Genomic DNA, 16,472 nt, shown 5'->3' on the forward strand with positions numbered 1-16,472 from the left:
GCGGCCATCTCCGTGGCTCGCCAGCGGTACAACAGCGGACATACCGGTGTTCGGTGTCGCGTCTTTCCACGTTCGAACGCGACGTTCACTCCGCGTCTGCGACAACAGCGGACGCCGCGGTGCTCAGCCGTCGTTTTCTCCGCTCCGCTGTCGATTGTCACCGTGCGTTTCGATAACCGGGCCGCGGACTGTCGGTCTCGAACACCACACTGTCCGCTGTTCTCCGGACGTTCGAGCCGGTTTTGTTCGACTCTTCGGCTTCTCACTCCTCGCGAGTTTCGAGGACGGCGTCGGCGATTTCCTCGGGGTACTCGGCGGCGACGCGGACGAGCGCGTCGTGGAACTCGCGGCCGGTCAGGTCGCGCACGTCGTATTCTCGGCGGAGGTGCGATTCGACTTCGAACTCGGCGTCGTCCAGTCGGTCGAGCGTCGCGGTCCGGACGTAGATGCTCTTCGCGGTCGTCGCCTCGAACTCGAACGCCGGACCGCCCGCTGCCTCCGTCGCCTGCTCCGTCTCGCCGGCGCTTTCCGCACCGTCTTCCTCCGCGGTCGACTCGGCCGGCTCTCCGGGCTCGTCGCGTTCGCTGCTCTCGGGGCCCTCGCTGCTTTCGCCCGCGTCGTCGCTCTCGCTCGCTTCGCCTGACTCCGACTCCGAGGCGGTTTCGGGGTTCGAGTCGGGCGCAGCGTCGCCCTCGGATTCGGCTTCGACCGCTGGTTCGGGGGCTGACTTCTCGGACCCGTCGGAAGCTTCTTCGTCGGGGGTCTGCTCGTCGTCGAGTTCCGTCTCTGGTTCCGATTCGGATTCGGATTCGGATTCCATCGCCTCGCCGAGGCCGGCGAACCGGTTTTCCTTAGGCATCGTCGGTCCCTCCGCGCTCGACGATTTCCGCGAGTTGGTCGAGTCGGTCGAGCATGTCGTTCGACGGGTCGTACTCCCGGAGGGTTTTCCCGTCGCGCCAGGCGCGACTGAACGCGATTCGGTGTCTGATTCCCGGCCCCTTGGAGTCGGGGTCGTCGAACAGCTCCGAGCGGGCGAACGGGGGGATAAACTGCTCGAAGGGGGAATCTTCGAGGTCGCGGATGATGCGCTTTTCCTCGTTGTTTCCGGTGAGGTCGTTGGGGACGATAGCGAGAATGTCGAGGTCGACCTCGCGGCGAATCGGCCCGATCTGTTGTTCGAACATCCGCTCGAAGCCGCTCACGCTCGGCTCGCTCATGAGGAGCGGAACGACGACGTTCCCGGTTCCGATGAGCGCCGCGTCGGACAGCGGGCCGAGGCTCGGCGGCGAGTCGATGACGATGTAGTCGTAGTCGTCGTCCAACAGCGGGTCGACGATTCGGCGGCGGACCCAGAGCACGCCGAACGTCGAGTTCCGGACTCGGTCTTCGATGTCGTCGAGGTCGACGTGGGCGGGAAGCACGTCGAAGCCCTCGCGGCCGCGTATCACTTCGCGCACGTCCACGGGCTCGTCGTCGGTCAGCACGTCGCCGACGTTCGGCTCCGACGACTCGTAGGCGTCTTTCATCCCGACGCCCTCGGTCGCGTTCCCCTGCTGGTCGAGGTCGACTAAGAGCACGTCGTTCCCCCGCGCGGCGAGCGCGTCGGCGAGGTTGATGGCAATCGTCGTCTTTCCGACGCCGCCTTTCTGGAGGGAGACGCTCACGGCTCGCGACATCTATCGGGCCTCCTGCGGAGCGCGATGTTCACAAATTGTACACAGTCTACGCTGTGTCTGCTGTTTGAGCGGTGCAAACTCCGTTTGAACTGTGGACTGTGCGGACATTTGAGGGACTTGACCGGACCTTCCGCGGCGTACCACATAATTTTATCCACGACTTTTGAACCGTTGGGACTGCTTCCACATTCTATAATTTCCACAATGTCTACAAATTTTAAAAATTGTGAACTGTCGCCTGTCGGTGACCGGTGATTCGTCCGCGCTCTCGGTTTGTGAACGGTTTCAGCTTCGTCCGAGGCGTTCGGTTTCCGAACATCGCTCGCGTTCTGCGAAGCTTTCACACTGTGCGAATCTTTCGCGGTGTAGACTCCTTCAACACTCTACAACCGTTACAATCCGTACAAATTCCACAATTTGTACAATTTCTGCACGGTTCGAGACTCGTAAGCGGTGCAGACTTCCCAGACGGTTTCAGATTCGTCCACCGTTCGAACCGTTTGGGCTGCTTCGGAAGTTCGCACTCTCTTCGCTGTCTCCACTGCGCTCGAAGTTCACGCTCTCCTCGCAGTCCGCACTGTCACCGCGGTTTACACCCTCCTCGCAGTCCGCCCGGTGTCGACTGTGCGAACTCCGTTCCGACCGTCGCGCGATTCGAACCGAACCGAAGAAAGCGACATTCAGCGTCTCTCGTCCGCAGATACTGCGGACACAGTGGTGTTGTCCGCCGTCTCGGTTCAGTTGGCGAGTTTGTCGGCGAACTTCTCGCGGACCTTCTCGATTTTCGGGCTCGCGTGGAACTGGCAGTACGCGTCGTTGGGGTTCTTTTCGAAGTAGTCCTGGTGGTACTCCTCGGCCTCGTAGAACGTCTCTAACGGGGCCAACTCCGTGACGACCTTGTCGTCGTACTCCTCGTCGAGGGCTTCGACGTAGGCGGACGCCTGTCGCTCCTGTTCGTCGTCGTGATAGAGGACGATAGAGCGGTACTGCGTTCCCACGTCGGGGCCCTGTCGGTTGAGCTGTGTCGGGTCGTGGACCGCGAAGAACACCTCGAGCAGTTCGTCGTAGCCGACGGCCGCGGGGTCGTACTCCACCTGCACGACCTCGGCGTGGCCGGTGTTCCCCGAACAGACCTGCTCGTAGCTCGGATTCTCCGTCTTCCCGCCGGCGTAACCCGACGTGACTTCGCTGATTCCGTCGAGTTCCTTGAACGCGGCTTCGACGCACCAGAAACAGCCGCCGCCGAACGTCGCAGTCTGTGTGCTTCCCATAGGCCCGGTTACGTCGCCGAGGAATTAAGCCCCGCGGCGGGGGCAGTCGCGGCCGAGGGCTGGCGCTCGCCGACGACCGCCGACCCACGCCGGCGCTCCGGCGAGCGAGCCCCGGACGCGTCCGTTGGTTTTCCCGGCCGGAGTGTACCCGAAGCCAACATTTAACCGCCCCGTCTGTCAGCAATTACTATGGAAGATGTATTCGTCGCGAGGCTCATGTCCACGACCCTCCACACGGTCACCCCAGACACGCTCGTCGAAGACGCGGCGCAGTTGATACTGGACAACAACATCAGCTCGGTCATCGTCGTCGACGAGGACAACCGACTCGAAGGCATCCTGACGACGACCGACTTCGTCGACATCGTCGCGAAGAGCCAGCCGAAAGCGCAGACGACCGTCGAGCGCTACATGACCACCGACGTGATTACCGCGGGAGCGCAGGACTCCATCGTCACCGTCGCGGAGTCGATGACCGAACACGGCTTTCACCACATGCCCGTCGTCGACGACGAGGAGGGCGTCATCGGGATGATCACTACCTCGGACCTCGCGGCCTACCTCTCGCAGACCGGACAGCTGGCGCGGTCGTAACGCGGTCTTTTCCCTGCCGGTAACTCCGCGTTACTCCACCTGTTCGGAGAGGCTCTCGACGACACTCGCCAGCCGCGGGTCCGTCGCGTGGCCGTGGTGGACCGCCAGGGGCGAGACGCTCACCTCGCCGTCGACCATCGCGCGGCGGTCGCTCCCGACCGGATAGCGGTCGCGGTGTTCGTCGCCGAGCGGGAACGGGTTCTCGAAGCCGACGGCGTCGGGCCACGAAACGTCTTGGAGCCGGACGTAGACCTCGTCGTCGTCGAGGCCGCCTTCGCGGTCGCCGTCCGGGAGCGCGCCGGCGTCGGCGTGGTGGTCGACCTGCTGGTCGTAGTCCGCGAAGGGGCGGGTCACGCGCATCCGTGGACTCGGAACGTCGGCGGGAGCGTTGACGTTCAGGAGGTCGACCTCGTCGAACACGTCGGTTCCGAAGACGCGCTCGGTCAGCGCGCGGGCGACCCGGGCGGGGCGGGAGAAGTCGTACTCCTCGGGCGGGTGGCAGAAGAAGTCCCGCGCGTGGTAGCCGGAGACGGCGATGGCGGGCGTCCCGAGGAACGCGGCCTCGACGCCCGCGCCGACGGTCCCCGACCGGCCGACGACGTAGTTGCCCGCGTTCGGACCGTCGTTGATACCGGAGACGACGATATCGAAGTCGGCGTCGAGGCCGCGGAGCCCGTAGGCGACGCAGTCCGCGGGGGTCCCTTCGAGGGCGTACCCCCACGGGTGGTCGCGGCGGACCGCGTGTTCGTTGCGGGCGCGGCCGACGCCGCTTTGATTCTCGGCGGGCGCGACGACGGTCACGTCGCCGACGGCGGTGAGTTCCTCGCGCATGGCGGCGATGCCGGGCGCGTCGATGCCGTCGTCGTTGGTGAGGAGGATTCGGAGCGGAGACGAGGAATCGGTCATCTACTCGGGAATTTCTGTCGGTCGCCGTAGCTATTCCGGATTCGGACCCGGAGGCGTATTCGACCGCCGCGTCGCCGTCGGCAGCGGGTCGTACTCCACGTCGTCGATAGTCGCCCGCCAGTACGGCAGGTCGACCCACGGGAGGTTCCACGCAACCTCGGCCGCCGCGGGCACGCGAACCCCGTTCACTTCGCGGTAGTCGCTGAACTGTCCCGTCCACGGGCACCGTTCGTACTCGCCGTCTCCCGTGTCGCGCCACCGGTCCGCGGTGACGCGCGCTACCTCGTCGTTCTCGTCGAAGTGGAACACGACGGTCGTGGTCGAGCCGCGGTGGGCGAGCGTCGCCCGAGCCGAGCGGTCGTTTCTCGGCTCCCACCTGACGCCGTGGCCGGGGAGGAACGCGGTCGGGAACCAGACCATCTCGGAGAGGTAGCGGGCGAGTTCGCCCTCGTCCAACTCCGGCGACCGCGGGGCGTCCGCGACGGTGACCACCGAAAGTAGTTTCGCCTCCAGCGACCCCGAACCGCCGACGAAGGCGTCGACGACTCGAATCGGAAGGAACGGCGCGAGGTCGATTCGGGCGTCCCAGACGAACCCCGGCGGGTCGACGGTGTAGTGTTGGGTCGCGGTCATCGATTTCCACGGCGAGTCCGCGTCGCCGAGCCTGAACGCCCCCGTCTGGCGGAGCCGGACCGACTGAACCCGGCGGGACTCGTCCGGTAGCACGCGTTCGAGATACCGGCGAACTGGGGCGGGCAGGTCGCTGAGGTCGGCCTCGTCGAGCGCCTCGCCGTTCCCGCTGTCGTCCGTGGTCGTTTCGGCGTGTTCTCGCTGGAGTACGTCGAGCAGTCGCGCGGCCGTATCGTCGGCTCGCGCCCGAACCGCGGCGAGGAGAGCGCCGACGGCAAGAACACCGACGACAAGCGCGATGCCGAGTTGTCCGAAGGTTCGCGTCCGTGACATACCGGACGATACGCGAGAGACGGATATGAGTCTCGTCGTGACTCTCACGGACTGACACTGACCACCTTCGGGCCGCGGGCGAACCGTCGCTAACGGCGCCTCCCACCGGACTTCTGTCAACGGTTCGTCCACAAAATCGAGATACTCACGAACGCGTGAATATAATTCAAACGATGACTTTATGTAATTAAGTTCGTACTAACGAACGAATGCGCACCGAACCGATGCGGCCGGCACGCCGGGCACCCGCCGACATCGCGGTTAATCTCCCGTTAATTCGTCTGTTTTCGGCAGATTCGACTCCGTCGTGGTCGACGGCTCCTCGGTCTTCGACCGCCACGACGGCCGCGAGCGATTCGGGTTGTCGCCTCCGCCGGTCCGCCTTCTCTACTCGCCGTCGTACGTCCTCGAGAGCGCGCCCCGACTGTCACGCCGACCGACCCGTCTCCCCAAGCGAGGTGGGCGTTGCGTGAGCCACGTCGGTGAGACCGACGACGTGCCGTGGGACGACGTGGGCTTCGTCATCAGCTCTCGCTACCGGGTCTCGGTCCTCGATCGGCTCTCCGAGGGGCCGGCGACGCCGACGCAAATCGCCACCGACTCCGAGAGCGCGGTCGCTCACGTCTCGCGGGCGCTGCAGGAACTCAGAGACCGCTCGCTCGTGGAACTGCTCGTCCCGGAACAGCGTCGAAAAGGGCGTGTGTACGGCATCACCGACGACGCCGAGAACATCTGGGACGTCATCCAGACACAGCAGATGACGTGAGCGCGGCCGTCTCGCAGTTTTCTCACGGACGGTGCGGCGCGTCGTTCGACCCGGTAACTACTTCGTCGCGATTCGCTCCGTCCCCTTGTTCAGGAGCTGGTAGGTCCGCTTGGCGAGGTTCATCCCGACGCCGGTCGACTCGACGACGTAGTACGGGACGAGTTCGCCGCCGAACTTCGATTTGTAGTTGCAGAGCCGCTCCGTGTTCGCGCCGACGAGGTCGTACTTCGTGACCGACGCGAGCGCCTCGTCCTCGACGATGTCCTCGATGATGGTCCAGTGGAGCAGGCTGTTGATGCTGACGCCGTCGTACTCGCCGCGCGCGCCGCCGAGCCAGAAGTAGCCCACCTCGTCCGAGAAGGGGACGATCATCCCGCTGAGGTACTCGCCGTCGGGGCCGCGGGCGACGTACACGCGACACCGGTCGCCGAGGTTCTCGACCAGCGACTCGACGAACTCCCACGGCATTCCGAACGGTTCGTCCTGTTCGTCGTACCGAGAGACCACGTCGTCGTAGACGACGCGAGCGCCGTCGAGCCCCTCGTCCGCGATGGTGATGTCGAGTTCGCGCGCCTGCCGAATCTCCCGGCGGAGGCTGCTGCTGAACTGGGCCTGTATCTCGTCGAGCGAGCGCCCGCCGAGGTCGAGCCGGTAGGTAAAGGAGGGCTTGACCGCGAAGCCGGTCCACTCGAACGGGCGGGGGTCGAGGTACGCCGGCGAACAGAGCAGGCGGACGAACGTCCGGTTCGAGCGGATGCCGAGCTCCTCGACCACGAGGTCGGCGAACTCGCGGTTCACCGACTCGTAGGCGCTCTGTTTCGGGCTGTTCGGCATCATCACCGGGCCGATGTAGGGAATCGCCATCGACGGCGGCGGCGAGACGACGACCCGCCCGAGGGGGTTGCGGCGGACGAACGTCGGGAACAGCGCGACCGGTTCTTGGCCCTTGAAGACGCCGAACAGGTGCATTTCGCCGTCGAAGTGCTCGTCGATGGCGGCGAGCACCGCGGGGGTGTGGAAGACTTCGGTGCCGGACGAGGGGAGCGCGTCGCCCCACTCGTCGAGGCTCAGGGTTTCGATACGGAGTTGTGACATGTGTCGTGGTCGTGTGATTGGATGGTCGTCGGGCGGTACGTCGGGCGGGTCGTCACCGGTGGAGGAAGCCCGAGACGAGTCGCGACGGGAGGCTCGTCCCGTTTCCCCGGGACAGCATCTCGATGCCGGGTCCGAGGCGGCTCTTGTACAGGTGCGCGATGGTTCTGACCGGGAGCGCGCCGTGCTCGATTTGGTAGAACGTGACGAGTTCGGGGTTGTACTTGCTCTTGTAGCGGTTGAGCCGGCGGTTGTTCGCGCCGACGAGGTCGTATCGGCGCATCCCGGCGGCCATGCCGTCGCGCATGATGCGCCAGTCCAGCAGGTCGTTCACGTCGATGCCGAAGTCCCGCTGGGGCCGGACGCCGCCGAGCCAGCGGTAGAGCGTGTCCCCGTACTGGAGGACGAGAATCCCGCTCACGAACGTCCCGTCGTACCGGAAGACGTAGGGCCGGACCTGCCCCGCCGGGAGCGAGTCGTACAGGTCCATGACGAACTGCGGCGGCACGTCGAACGACAGGTCCTGTTCCTCGTAGCGGTCTTTGACCAGCCTGAGAATCGAACAGATGTCGTCGCGGTCGCCCTCCTCGATACCCGAGACGAGCTTTCGACCGTCGCGGATGTTCCGTCGGGCGCTCCGGCTGAACGACATGAGGAGGTCCTCTTCGCCCCGGGTCAGGTCGACGTTGTAGGTGTACTTCGGCGACACGTCGCAGCCGCCCCACAGGAACGTCCGCATGTCGGTGTAGTAGTCGCCGACGCGGACGTGCGTGTAGTTCGGGCCGATGTGTTCACCTATCCACTCGGTGCAGCCGTCGATGAACTGGTTGCGGCGGCGCTCGAACTTCCGGCTCTTGATGTTGCCGGCGTCGAGCATCACGGGCCCGAGATAGGGGACGCCGATGTGCGGCGGCGGCGAGAACGCCGTCTTGACCAGTCCCTTCCGAATCTCGAAGACGGGGAACAGGCCGACCGGCTCCTCGGTTTTGAAGCCGACGAGCAGGTGGAGCTTCGAGTTCGAGTACTTCGCCTGGAGCCGCAGCGCCTCGTACTGGTGAAAGAGGCTCGCTTGACTCGACCGCTCGACGTACGTGTCCCACTCGTCGCGGTCGCGGTGGTCGAACTCGGTAATCTCGATGGTCATGGGCTGAGGGGTGAAGGGAGTTCGTACTGCGCCCGTTGCCACCGACAACGCCGGCTGCGGTCGACGCATCCGGTCCGCTCGGCCCGACCGTACCGACCGAAATCAGCCGAATCGCCGGCCGACGCGGCAGCCCCGTAAATCGACCCGCGATTCGGTCGGGCCGCGTCGGCGTGTATCATTCGAAAAGACATTCTCGAACTACTGTGACGGGAGGATGGGGATTTGTTATGAAGCGACTAGCCGGCGTTCGCGCCGGCCTGCTCCCCGTCAGGGGCGCTCTGCCGCCGCTCGTAGGCGCTCGATACCGTCGGCGTCGATGCCGTAGCCGTGCGTCGGTTCGCCGGTGATTCTGGTGGCGACGTACTCGGCGATGGCGTAGGCCATCCACGCTTGGCACCACCGCATGAGCGTCATGCGCTTGGTGTAAAAGCGGTGTTTGCGGAAGTAGAACCGACCTTCCGACGGGACGTACATGTTCGCGAGCGCCCAGTCGATGGCGCGCTCGGCGCGGTCGTACTGCCCGGCGTAGGTGAACACGAGGATGCCCTGCGCCGTCGCGTGGATGTCCCGCGGGTAGGGGTGCTCCTCGTCGAAGTTGGGCGCGCCGTCCTCGTCGAACAGCTCGCGGGCGTAGAAGTCGAGGCCGCGTTCGAGCGTCTCGTCGTACCGGCCGCTGCCGACGAGCTGCTCGTAGCGCTGGAAGCACTCGACGATGAAGCCGTTGTGGTGGTTGTCCATCGAGAGGTGCGAGGCGCTCGCGGGCTCGCGGTAGTACCACCCGCCGCGGTCGGTCTGCTTCGACGCGACGAAGTCGTACACCTTCTCGGCGCGTTCGAGCAGTTCCTCGTCGCCGAAGTGGTCGTACAGCTCGACGAACAGCCGCGCCCCGATGGCAAGCGCGTTGAGGGTGTAGCTGTCCTTCGGGTGCGAGAGGTAGTAGTCCATGACCGCACCGTCGTCCTTCGGCCGGTAGTTGAGGTCGTCGAGCATCACGTCGACGGCGGTCTTAGCGATGTCCGGGTAGTCCGGGTCGAACTCCCGTCCCGCGAGGAGCGCCTTGACGCCGTAGGACGTGGAGACGATGTTCGGCGAGTGGGGAATCCCCGACCGCGGGCCGTTGCGACCGGAGATGTGCTGGATGACGTGGCGGTGGCTGCCGGCGAAACCGCTGTAGCCCTTGGCCTGGTTTTCGACGAGCCACTCGGTCAGCGATTCCGCGTCGTCGCGGTACGTCTCCGCCGGGCGGTCCCCGTCGAACCACCCGGCCAACTGGGCGCGGGTCCGGTTCGCCATGGCGAACAGCGTGATGCCCTTGAAGTTCCGTCGCTGTTCGACGAGGAACAGCGGGCGGACGTTGACGGGCGAGCGCTTGATGAACTCCTGGACCGCGAGGTTGAACCAGCGGTTGTCGATGGGGACCGACAGCAGGAGCCTGCTGCTCATACCGTCGCCGTAGTCCCAGCCCTTGTAGTCGCGTTCGCGGGCGTAGTCGAGCACGTCGTCGAGCACGTCGACGTACCGCTGGAGTCGCTCCGTGTCGGCGTCGGTGTCGCCGTCGCGGCGATACTGTGTCTTCGATGGTGGATTCATGATATAGAATAGCCTCTCTGAGGGGTATTGGCTGTCCGAGAGGTAGCCCGCTGGTGGCTTTGTTATGGGGCCGATACCGGCCGACGCCGCCGTATTCTACCGGGAGAACGAGTGATTCGCGCCGGCGTGGGTCGCGCTGTCGGTCGCCCGCTGTTCCGAATCGTCGCCGGAATCGCGCTCGGCGAGGAACTCGCGATAGTAGTCGCCGAGGGGGCCGACCCACGCGCCGCGGTCGAGCGCCCGTTCGATGATGCGGCGGTAGAGCCGGCGGTAGCCGGGGAACTCGTCCTCGTTGAAGTACCGCGGGTGCCACAGCACCGTCATCACGGCGTCGTTCGCCTCGGCCTCGTCGAGGAGGCGCTCGCATTCGGCCCACGCCTCGTCGAACGCCGACCCGGGGTCGGGAAGCGACACCTCCATCAGCGTCAGCGGGAAGACGACGAAGTCGTCGTCGAAGGGGCGGAACGGCTGGTAGCCGTGCTGGAAGCCGTTTTCCGAACTCGACCCGGGGCTGGCGTCGTACTTCAAGCCGAGTTCGCGGTGGTAGCGCCACGTGTTCGGCCCGAGTTTGAGGTGGTGCTGGCGGCCGCCGACGATTTCGTGGCCGAGGACCGCTTCGAGTTCGCGCTTTTCGGTCCGGAGGCGGTCGAAGTCGTCGCACGACCGGAACGAGCCGTGGATGCCGACCTCCCAGCCGCCGTCGTCGAGGGCGCGGACGGCGGCGGCGACCGACTCCGAGTCGAGGTCGTACCGGCCGAGGTGTTCGACCCAGTTCTTCGGTTCGAGCCAGTCCGAAAGCGACCCCGTCTCGAGGAGGCTCGGCTCGTTGAGGAAGTAGAACGACGAGCGGACGCCGAGGTCGCGTTCGAGCGCCATGACCTCCTCGAACTGCCAGTAGGGGTTCTCCCGCCGGAGGAGCGTCCGGAGGTGGTAGCCGGGGTTCGACTTCGCCGCGTAGTACAGCCCCTGATACGTCTTGTACGGGCGGTCCACGTCGTGGGTCAGACAGACGGCGAACCCCGGTTCGCTCGGTTCCGTGGCGGTCACGCGGTGGTCAGCTCGCGCATCCGAATCTCCCTTCGTCTCACGCATACTCGTACTCCGAGAGCGCGGCGACGATTCGCTCGGCGGCGCTCCCGTCGCCGTACAGCGAGGGCTTTTCGGGAAGCGGGTCGTCGTCGGCCAGCGCCGCCCGAATCGCCGTGGCGTCCGCGCCGACGAGGGCGTTCCAGCCGGCGTCGACGGTCTCCGTCCACTCGGTCTCGTCGCGGAGCGTGAGACACCGGGTGTCGAGGTAGAACGCCTCCTTCTGGACGCCGCCGGAGTCGGTGGCGACGCGCTCCGCGCCGTCGAGCAGGCGGACGAAGTCGAGGTAGCCGACCGGTTCCACGAGGACGACGTTCTCGGCGTCGGCGAGCCGCGACCAGAGGCCGCTGGCTTCGAGCGCCCCCTCGGTCCGCGGGTGGACGGGGAAGACGACCGGGAGTTCCGACGACGCGAGCCCCTCCACGATACCTTCGAGGCGGTCGTAGTCGTCGGTGTTGGCGGCGCGGTGGACCGTCGCGAGGACGTACTCGCCGTCTCGGAGGTCGAGGTCGGCGAGTATCGACGACCGCTCGCGGGCGGCCTCGCGGACCCGGAGGACCGCGTCGTACTGCACGTCGCCGGTCACGGAGACGCCGTCGCGGATGCCCTCGGCCGCCAGCGTCTCGGCGGCCGACTCGGAGGGCGCGAACAGCAGGTCCGAACAGTGGTCGGTGAGCACGCGGTTGACCTCCTCGGGCATCTCCCAGTTGTGGCTCCGCAGGCCGGCCTCGACGTGCGCCAGCGCGGGCTCGCGCTTCGAAGCCACGAGCGCCGCCGCGAGCGTGGAGTTGGTGTCGCCGTAGACGAGCACCACGTCGGGCTCCTCGTCGGCGACGACGGCGTCGAGCCGGGTCATCATCTCGGCGGTCTGGGCGGCGTGGCCGCCCGAGCCGACGCCGAGGTTGTAGTCGGGTTCCGGGATGTCGAGTTCGTCGAAGAACACGCCCGACATCGACTCGTCGTAGTGCTGGCCGGTGTGGACGAGCACCTCGTCGTGGTCGCGTCTGAGCGCGTCGGAGACGGGGAACGCCTTGATGAACTGCGGGCGCGCGCCGACGACCGAGAGCACCTTGAGACGGCTCATCGGCCCGGTCCTCCGTGCGGCGCGTCGGCCGCAATCTCGGGATCGGTGTCGGCGTCGGCCTCGGACGACTCGCCTCGCGGTCCACCGCCGATTTCGTACACGCGGTGGCCGATGTCGCCGAGGGTGCCGCGGCCGTCGACGACGACGAGGTCGTCGAAGGCGGCCCAGTCGATTTCGTCGAACTCCTCGTGCGGCGTGACGACCACGGCCGCGTCGAGCGCGCGAGCCGGTAGGTCGGCGAGCGAGACGGGGGTCGCGCCGAAAGACGCGACGACCTCGTCGGAGAGCATCGGGTCGACCGCGAGGACGGTCGCGCCGAGTTCGTTCAGTCGGTCGATGACGCCCGCGGCGGGCGTCGCGCGGGTCTCGGCGACGCCGGGGCGGTAGGTGACGCCGAGGACGGCGACGGTCGCGCCTTCGACGTCGCGTCCCGTCGCGGCCAACTCGTCGCGGAGCTTGTCGGCGGTGAACGCCGGCATGCTGTCGTTGACCTCGCGGGCGGTCAGGAGCAGCGGCGTCTCGGCCTCGACTCGGCTCGTGATGAAGTACGGGTACCACGGGATGCAGTGGCCGCCGACGCCCGGGCCGGGCGCGTGGATGTCGCAGTACGGCTGGGTGTTGGCCGCGTCGATGGCCTCGGTCACGTCGATGCCGAGGTCGTCGCGGAGCCGCGCGAGTTCGTTCGCGAGCGCGATGTTCACGTCGCGGTAGACGCCCTCGAACAGCTTCACGGCCTCCGCGGTCGTCGCGTCGCGCACGGGAATCACCTCGTTCGAGGTCAGTTCGCCGTAGACGAGCGCCGCGACGCGGGTGCTCTCGGCGTCGACGCCGCCGACGATTTTCGGGTGCGACTCGGTGATGTCGCGGAGCGCCCGGCCCGACGAGGTCCGCTCGGGGCAGAACGCCACGCCGAACTCGCCGGCCGAGAGGCCGCTTCGCTCCGCGAGGTACGGCACGACGAGGTCCTTGCTCGTCCCCGGCGGGACGGTGCACTCGACGACGACGAGGTCGCCGGGCGCGAGGCCCCGCGCGATGCTGTCGAGGACGGCCTCGAACGCCGCGAGGTCGGGTTCGCGGTCGTCGGTCAGCGGGGTCGGGACGATGATGACGTGAATCGCGGCTCCCTCGGCCGCGGCGACGCCGTCGGTGGTCGCCCGAAGCGCGCCGCGTTCGGCCTGCTCGGCGACTAACTCGGGGAGTCCCGGCTCCTTCGCTACGTGGCACTCGCCGTCGTTGACGCCGCGGACCACGTCCTCGCTGATGTCGACGCCGGTAACGTTGCCCGTCGCGCGGGCGTAGACGGCCGCCAGCGGGAGGCCCATCTTCCCGAGGCCGTACACCGCGACGGGGACCTCGCCGGCGCGCAGGGCCCGCGTCTGTTCTTCGGGCGAGCGGTCGGAGCCGTACAGTCCGGGTCGTTCGCGGCTCATTGCCGGCCCTCCGGGGTTTCCGTGGTCTCCGCGGTCTCGACGCTCCGAATCGCCGACTCGGCGTCGGCCTCGATGCGCCGGGCGAGTTCGATTGCGCGCAGGCCGTCGGCCGGGGTGACGAGGACCGGGCCGCCGTCGGTCGCGGCGTCCACGAACGCCTGTAGCTCGCGTTTCAGCGGCTCGCCGGTGTTAATCATCGGCTGTTCCATGACCACCTCGTGGCGGTAGCGCACGCCCCCGTTGTCACGGAGGTAGTCCGGCCGCGACTGGCGGAATATCTGGACCGACTGGTTCAGGTAGTCGACCCGGATGAGCCGGTCGCGCGCGGTGATGTCGAGGGTCCGCGTCTTCTGCTGGGTGAGCCGACTCGCGGTGAGCGAGGCGATGACGCCGTTCTCGAAGGTCACCTGCGCCGTCGCGTACTGCTCGTCGGGCGTGGCGGTCGCGGCCACGCGGTCGACCGCGGCGTCGACGAGCGAGAGCACCACGTCGATGTCGTGAATCATGAGGTCCATGACGACGCCGTCGCCCATCTCGCGGTTCAGCGGCGGGCCGAGCCGGTTCGCGGTGATGGCGATGGGTTCGACGCCGTCGAGGAGGTCGGGGAGGGCGCGGACGGCCGGGTTGAACCGCTCGATGTGACCGACCTGCAGCACGACGCCGCGTTCCTCGGCGAGCGCGGCTAACTCCGCGCCCGCGTCGAGGTCGTCGACGAAGGGTTTCTCGACGAGCGCGTGGACGCCGGCGTCGATGCACTGCCGGGCGACCGACTCGTGGTAGGGCGTCGGCACCGCGACCGTCACCACGTCGACGCGGTCGAGGAGTTCCTCGATTCCGTACGCGTCGGTGCCGAAGTCGGCGGCGACCTCGGCGGCGCGGTCCGCGTCCGCGTCGGCGACGCCGACCAGTTCGACGCCGCGAAGCTCCGCGTAGACCCGCGCGTGGTTGGTTCCCATCGACCCGACGCCGACGACGCCCGCGCGGACCGGGCGCTCCCGGCCGCCGTCTGTTCGCAATCCGGTGGTTTCTCGGCTCACCTCGCCACCTCCGCGTAGTTGGCGACCGCAGTCCCGACGCGCTCTACGTCGGCCTCGCTGAGTCCGGGGTGGACCGGCAGCGAGAGGACCCGTTCCGCGGCCTCTTCCGCGACGGGGGCCGACACCGCGAGGTGTTCGTACGCGGGTTGCTTGTGGACGGGCTTCGGGTAGTAGACGCCCGTGGAGATTCCCTTCGCGTCGAGGTACGACTTGAGGGCGTCGCGCTCGATGCCGTCGCAGGCGACGGTGTACTGGTGGAAGACGTGGGTTCGGTCCGACGGCGTGTGTGGCGTCGTGACCGGCGAGTCTTCGAGGTACTCCGTGAGCGCGGCGGCGTTGGCCTGTCGCGCGCGGGTGAACTCGGGGAGGCGTTCGAGCTGGACCCGGCCGATGGCCGCGGCGATGCTCGTCATGCGGAAGTTGTGGCCGACCTCGGCGTGTTCGTAGCCGGAGACGCGGCCGTGGTCCACGAATCGGGCGGCGCGCTCGGCGACGTCCGCGTGGTTGGTGGTGATCATCCCGCCCTCGCTCGTGGTCATGTTCTTCGTCGGGTAGAACGAGAAGCACGCGGCGTCGCCGAAGGAGCCGACGCGCCGTCCCTCGACTTCCGCGCCGTGGGCCTGCGCGGCGTCCTCGACGAGCAGGAAGTCGTACTCCTCGGCGAGTTCCGTGAGGCGCGTCATGTCCGCCGGGAGACCGTAGAGGTGGACCGCGATGACCGCGTCCACCTGTTCGCCGGCCCTGAGCCGCGCTTCGAGCGCGTCGGGGTCGATGTTGTACGTCCGCGGGTCGATGTCGACGAAACCCACCTCGGCCCCCGTGAACGCGACGGCGTTGGCCGTCGCGATGAACGTGAAGGGCGTCGTCAGGACGCGGTCGCCGGGGCCGACGCCGAGCGCGTGGAGCGCGGCGTGGAGCGCCGTCGTCCCGTTCGAGGTGGCGACGCCGTGGTCGGCGCCGCAGTAGTCGGCGAACTCCCGCTCGAAGCCCCGAACCTCGGGGCCGTCGGCTATCATGCCGCTTTCGAGGACGGCCGCGATTCGGTCCCGTTCCGCCGCGCCGAGCTGGGGCGCGGCGATGGCAATGTGGTCTGAACTCATCGTCGTATCCTGTTTTCTCCCCGCAGTTGCTCCGGCAGTTCGCGGTGGACGGCGGGGACGCCCACGGCGAGGGTTCGCGGCGGCACGTCGTTCACGACGAGCGCGCCGGCGGCGACGAACGCGCCCTCGCCGACGGTCACGCCGGGGAGGAGCGTCGCGTTCGCGCCGATAGAGGCGTGGTTCTCGATTGTCGGGCCGACCAGTTCCGCGTCGGCGCGGACCGGGTAGGGGTCGTTCGTCATCACCACGCCCGGGCCGACGAACACGTCGTCGCCGATGCGGGTGTTGGTGGGGATGTAGACGTTCGTCTGGATGCTCACGCGCGACCCGATGGTCGTGGTGCCGTCGACGACCGTCTCGGTCCCGAGAAGCACCTGGTCGCCGATGGTCGTGTGCTCGCGGACGAGGACGTTGTGGCCGGTGACGAAGTCGTCGCCGATGCTCACGTCGTGGTAGACGATGGTTCCGGCGCGGATTCGCGCCCGGTCGCCGATGACCGGGTCGTCGCCGTCGCCGTAGCCGATGGTGACGCCGTCGTCGACGTGGGATTCGACGCCCATCTCGGCGCTCATCGTCGTCCACCTCGCGTCGGTCGCGCTCCATCGACTGTCTGTGTCGACTCGGCGAACGGCCGAATCGACTGGAAAATCTGGAATTTCATATCATGTCGGCGGGGAGTCTGCCTGCCTTAGCGAAATTCAGTCTCGGTGAGGGCTTTGTTATGGAGTGATTG

The 16,472-nt window shown here is 67.1% G+C and carries 16 protein-coding genes; 2 read left to right on the top strand and 14 right to left on the bottom strand.

What is annotated here, in order from left to right; translation table 11 throughout:
* Window positions 1-262 precede the first annotated feature (262 nt).
* The 3 genes from C5C07_RS18385 to msrA all read right to left on the bottom strand — a co-directional run bounded on the left by C5C07_RS18385 (window position 263) and on the right by msrA (window position 2,947).
* The gene (locus tag C5C07_RS18385) at window positions 263-859 is read right to left on the bottom strand and encodes a hypothetical protein (protein WP_115805777.1); all 597 of its coding nucleotides are present in this window, start codon (window positions 857-859) and stop codon (window positions 263-265) included.
* Window positions 852-1,676 (bottom strand): ParA family protein, encoded by an 825-nt coding sequence (locus C5C07_RS18390; protein ID WP_004978071.1) that lies wholly within the window; start codon window positions 1,674-1,676, stop codon window positions 852-854. The genes C5C07_RS18385 and C5C07_RS18390 overlap by 8 nt, the downstream gene beginning before the upstream one ends.
* Before the next feature lie 737 nt (window positions 1,677-2,413).
* Window positions 2,414-2,947: a peptide-methionine (S)-S-oxide reductase MsrA gene (msrA, locus tag C5C07_RS18395; RefSeq protein WP_004978068.1), complete on the bottom strand. Its 534-nt coding sequence runs from the start codon at window positions 2,945-2,947 to the stop codon at window positions 2,414-2,416.
* A 189-nt stretch (window positions 2,948-3,136) separates the two neighbouring features.
* On the opposite strand from msrA, the gene C5C07_RS18400 reads away from it, so the two are divergent.
* Window positions 3,137-3,541, top strand: coding sequence for a CBS domain-containing protein (locus tag C5C07_RS18400; protein ID WP_042665409.1), 405 nt, complete (start codon window positions 3,137-3,139; stop codon window positions 3,539-3,541).
* Between the two features lie 30 nt (window positions 3,542-3,571).
* Here the strand turns inward: C5C07_RS18400 and surE are convergent, their stop codons facing one another.
* Both surE and C5C07_RS18410 read right to left on the bottom strand, forming a co-directional pair.
* On the bottom strand, window positions 3,572-4,447 hold the full coding sequence (gene surE / locus C5C07_RS18405; protein ID WP_004978064.1) for a 5'/3'-nucleotidase SurE: 876 nt from the start codon (window positions 4,445-4,447) through the stop codon (window positions 3,572-3,574).
* A gap of 30 nt (window positions 4,448-4,477) precedes the next feature.
* Entirely contained in the window at window positions 4,478-5,410 is a 933-nt protein-coding gene (locus C5C07_RS18410; protein WP_004978061.1) for a DUF6544 family protein, read from the bottom strand.
* A 469-nt stretch (window positions 5,411-5,879) separates the two neighbouring features.
* Between C5C07_RS18410 and C5C07_RS18415 the strand changes: the two genes are divergently transcribed.
* Window positions 5,880-6,176 (top strand): winged helix-turn-helix domain-containing protein, encoded by a 297-nt coding sequence (locus C5C07_RS18415; protein ID WP_049905314.1) that lies wholly within the window; start codon window positions 5,880-5,882, stop codon window positions 6,174-6,176.
* Window positions 6,177-6,233: 57 nt separating this feature from the next.
* Here the strand turns inward: C5C07_RS18415 and C5C07_RS18420 are convergent, their stop codons facing one another.
* The 9 genes from C5C07_RS18420 to C5C07_RS18465 all read right to left on the bottom strand — a co-directional run bounded on the left by C5C07_RS18420 (window position 6,234) and on the right by C5C07_RS18465 (window position 16,311).
* On the bottom strand, window positions 6,234-7,271 hold the full coding sequence (locus C5C07_RS18420; RefSeq protein ID WP_004978056.1) for a GNAT family N-acetyltransferase: 1,038 nt from the start codon (window positions 7,269-7,271) through the stop codon (window positions 6,234-6,236).
* A 52-nt stretch (window positions 7,272-7,323) separates the two neighbouring features.
* Window positions 7,324-8,412 (bottom strand): GNAT family N-acetyltransferase, encoded by a 1,089-nt coding sequence (locus C5C07_RS18425; protein WP_004978054.1) that lies wholly within the window; start codon window positions 8,410-8,412, stop codon window positions 7,324-7,326.
* Between the two features lie 267 nt (window positions 8,413-8,679).
* Window positions 8,680-10,002: an antibiotic ABC transporter permease gene (locus C5C07_RS18435; protein WP_115805778.1), complete on the bottom strand. Its 1,323-nt coding sequence runs from the start codon at window positions 10,000-10,002 to the stop codon at window positions 8,680-8,682.
* Between the two features lie 96 nt (window positions 10,003-10,098).
* Window positions 10,099-11,094, bottom strand: a complete 996-nt coding sequence (locus tag C5C07_RS18440) for a polysaccharide deacetylase family protein (protein WP_233510452.1) — start codon at window positions 11,092-11,094, stop codon at window positions 10,099-10,101.
* The gene (gene wecB / locus C5C07_RS18445; protein WP_004978045.1) at window positions 11,087-12,172 is read right to left on the bottom strand and encodes a non-hydrolyzing UDP-N-acetylglucosamine 2-epimerase; all 1,086 of its coding nucleotides are present in this window, start codon (window positions 12,170-12,172) and stop codon (window positions 11,087-11,089) included. The genes C5C07_RS18440 and wecB overlap by 8 nt, the downstream gene beginning before the upstream one ends.
* Window positions 12,169-13,602, bottom strand: coding sequence for a nucleotide sugar dehydrogenase (locus C5C07_RS18450; RefSeq protein ID WP_050460369.1), 1,434 nt, complete (start codon window positions 13,600-13,602; stop codon window positions 12,169-12,171). Before C5C07_RS18450 ends, wecB begins: the two co-directional genes overlap by 4 nt.
* Window positions 13,599-14,639 carry a Gfo/Idh/MocA family protein gene (locus C5C07_RS18455; RefSeq protein ID WP_231608387.1) on the bottom strand — a complete coding sequence of 347 codons (1,041 nt, stop codon included), beginning with the start codon at window positions 14,637-14,639 and terminating at the stop codon, window positions 13,599-13,601. Before C5C07_RS18455 ends, C5C07_RS18450 begins: the two co-directional genes overlap by 4 nt.
* Complete coding sequence (locus C5C07_RS18460; protein WP_004978024.1) at window positions 14,636-15,739, bottom strand: DegT/DnrJ/EryC1/StrS aminotransferase family protein; 1,104 nt, start codon at window positions 15,737-15,739, stop codon at window positions 14,636-14,638. Before C5C07_RS18460 ends, C5C07_RS18455 begins: the two co-directional genes overlap by 4 nt.
* Entirely contained in the window at window positions 15,736-16,311 is a 576-nt protein-coding gene (locus C5C07_RS18465; protein ID WP_004978023.1) for an N-acetyltransferase, read from the bottom strand. The genes C5C07_RS18460 and C5C07_RS18465 overlap by 4 nt, the downstream gene beginning before the upstream one ends.
* Window positions 16,312-16,472: the final 161 nt, after the last annotated feature.

Source organism: Haloferax sp. Atlit-4N (genome assembly GCF_003383025.1).
In the GTDB taxonomy this organism is placed as follows: domain Archaea; phylum Halobacteriota; class Halobacteria; order Halobacteriales; family Haloferacaceae; genus Haloferax; species Haloferax gibbonsii.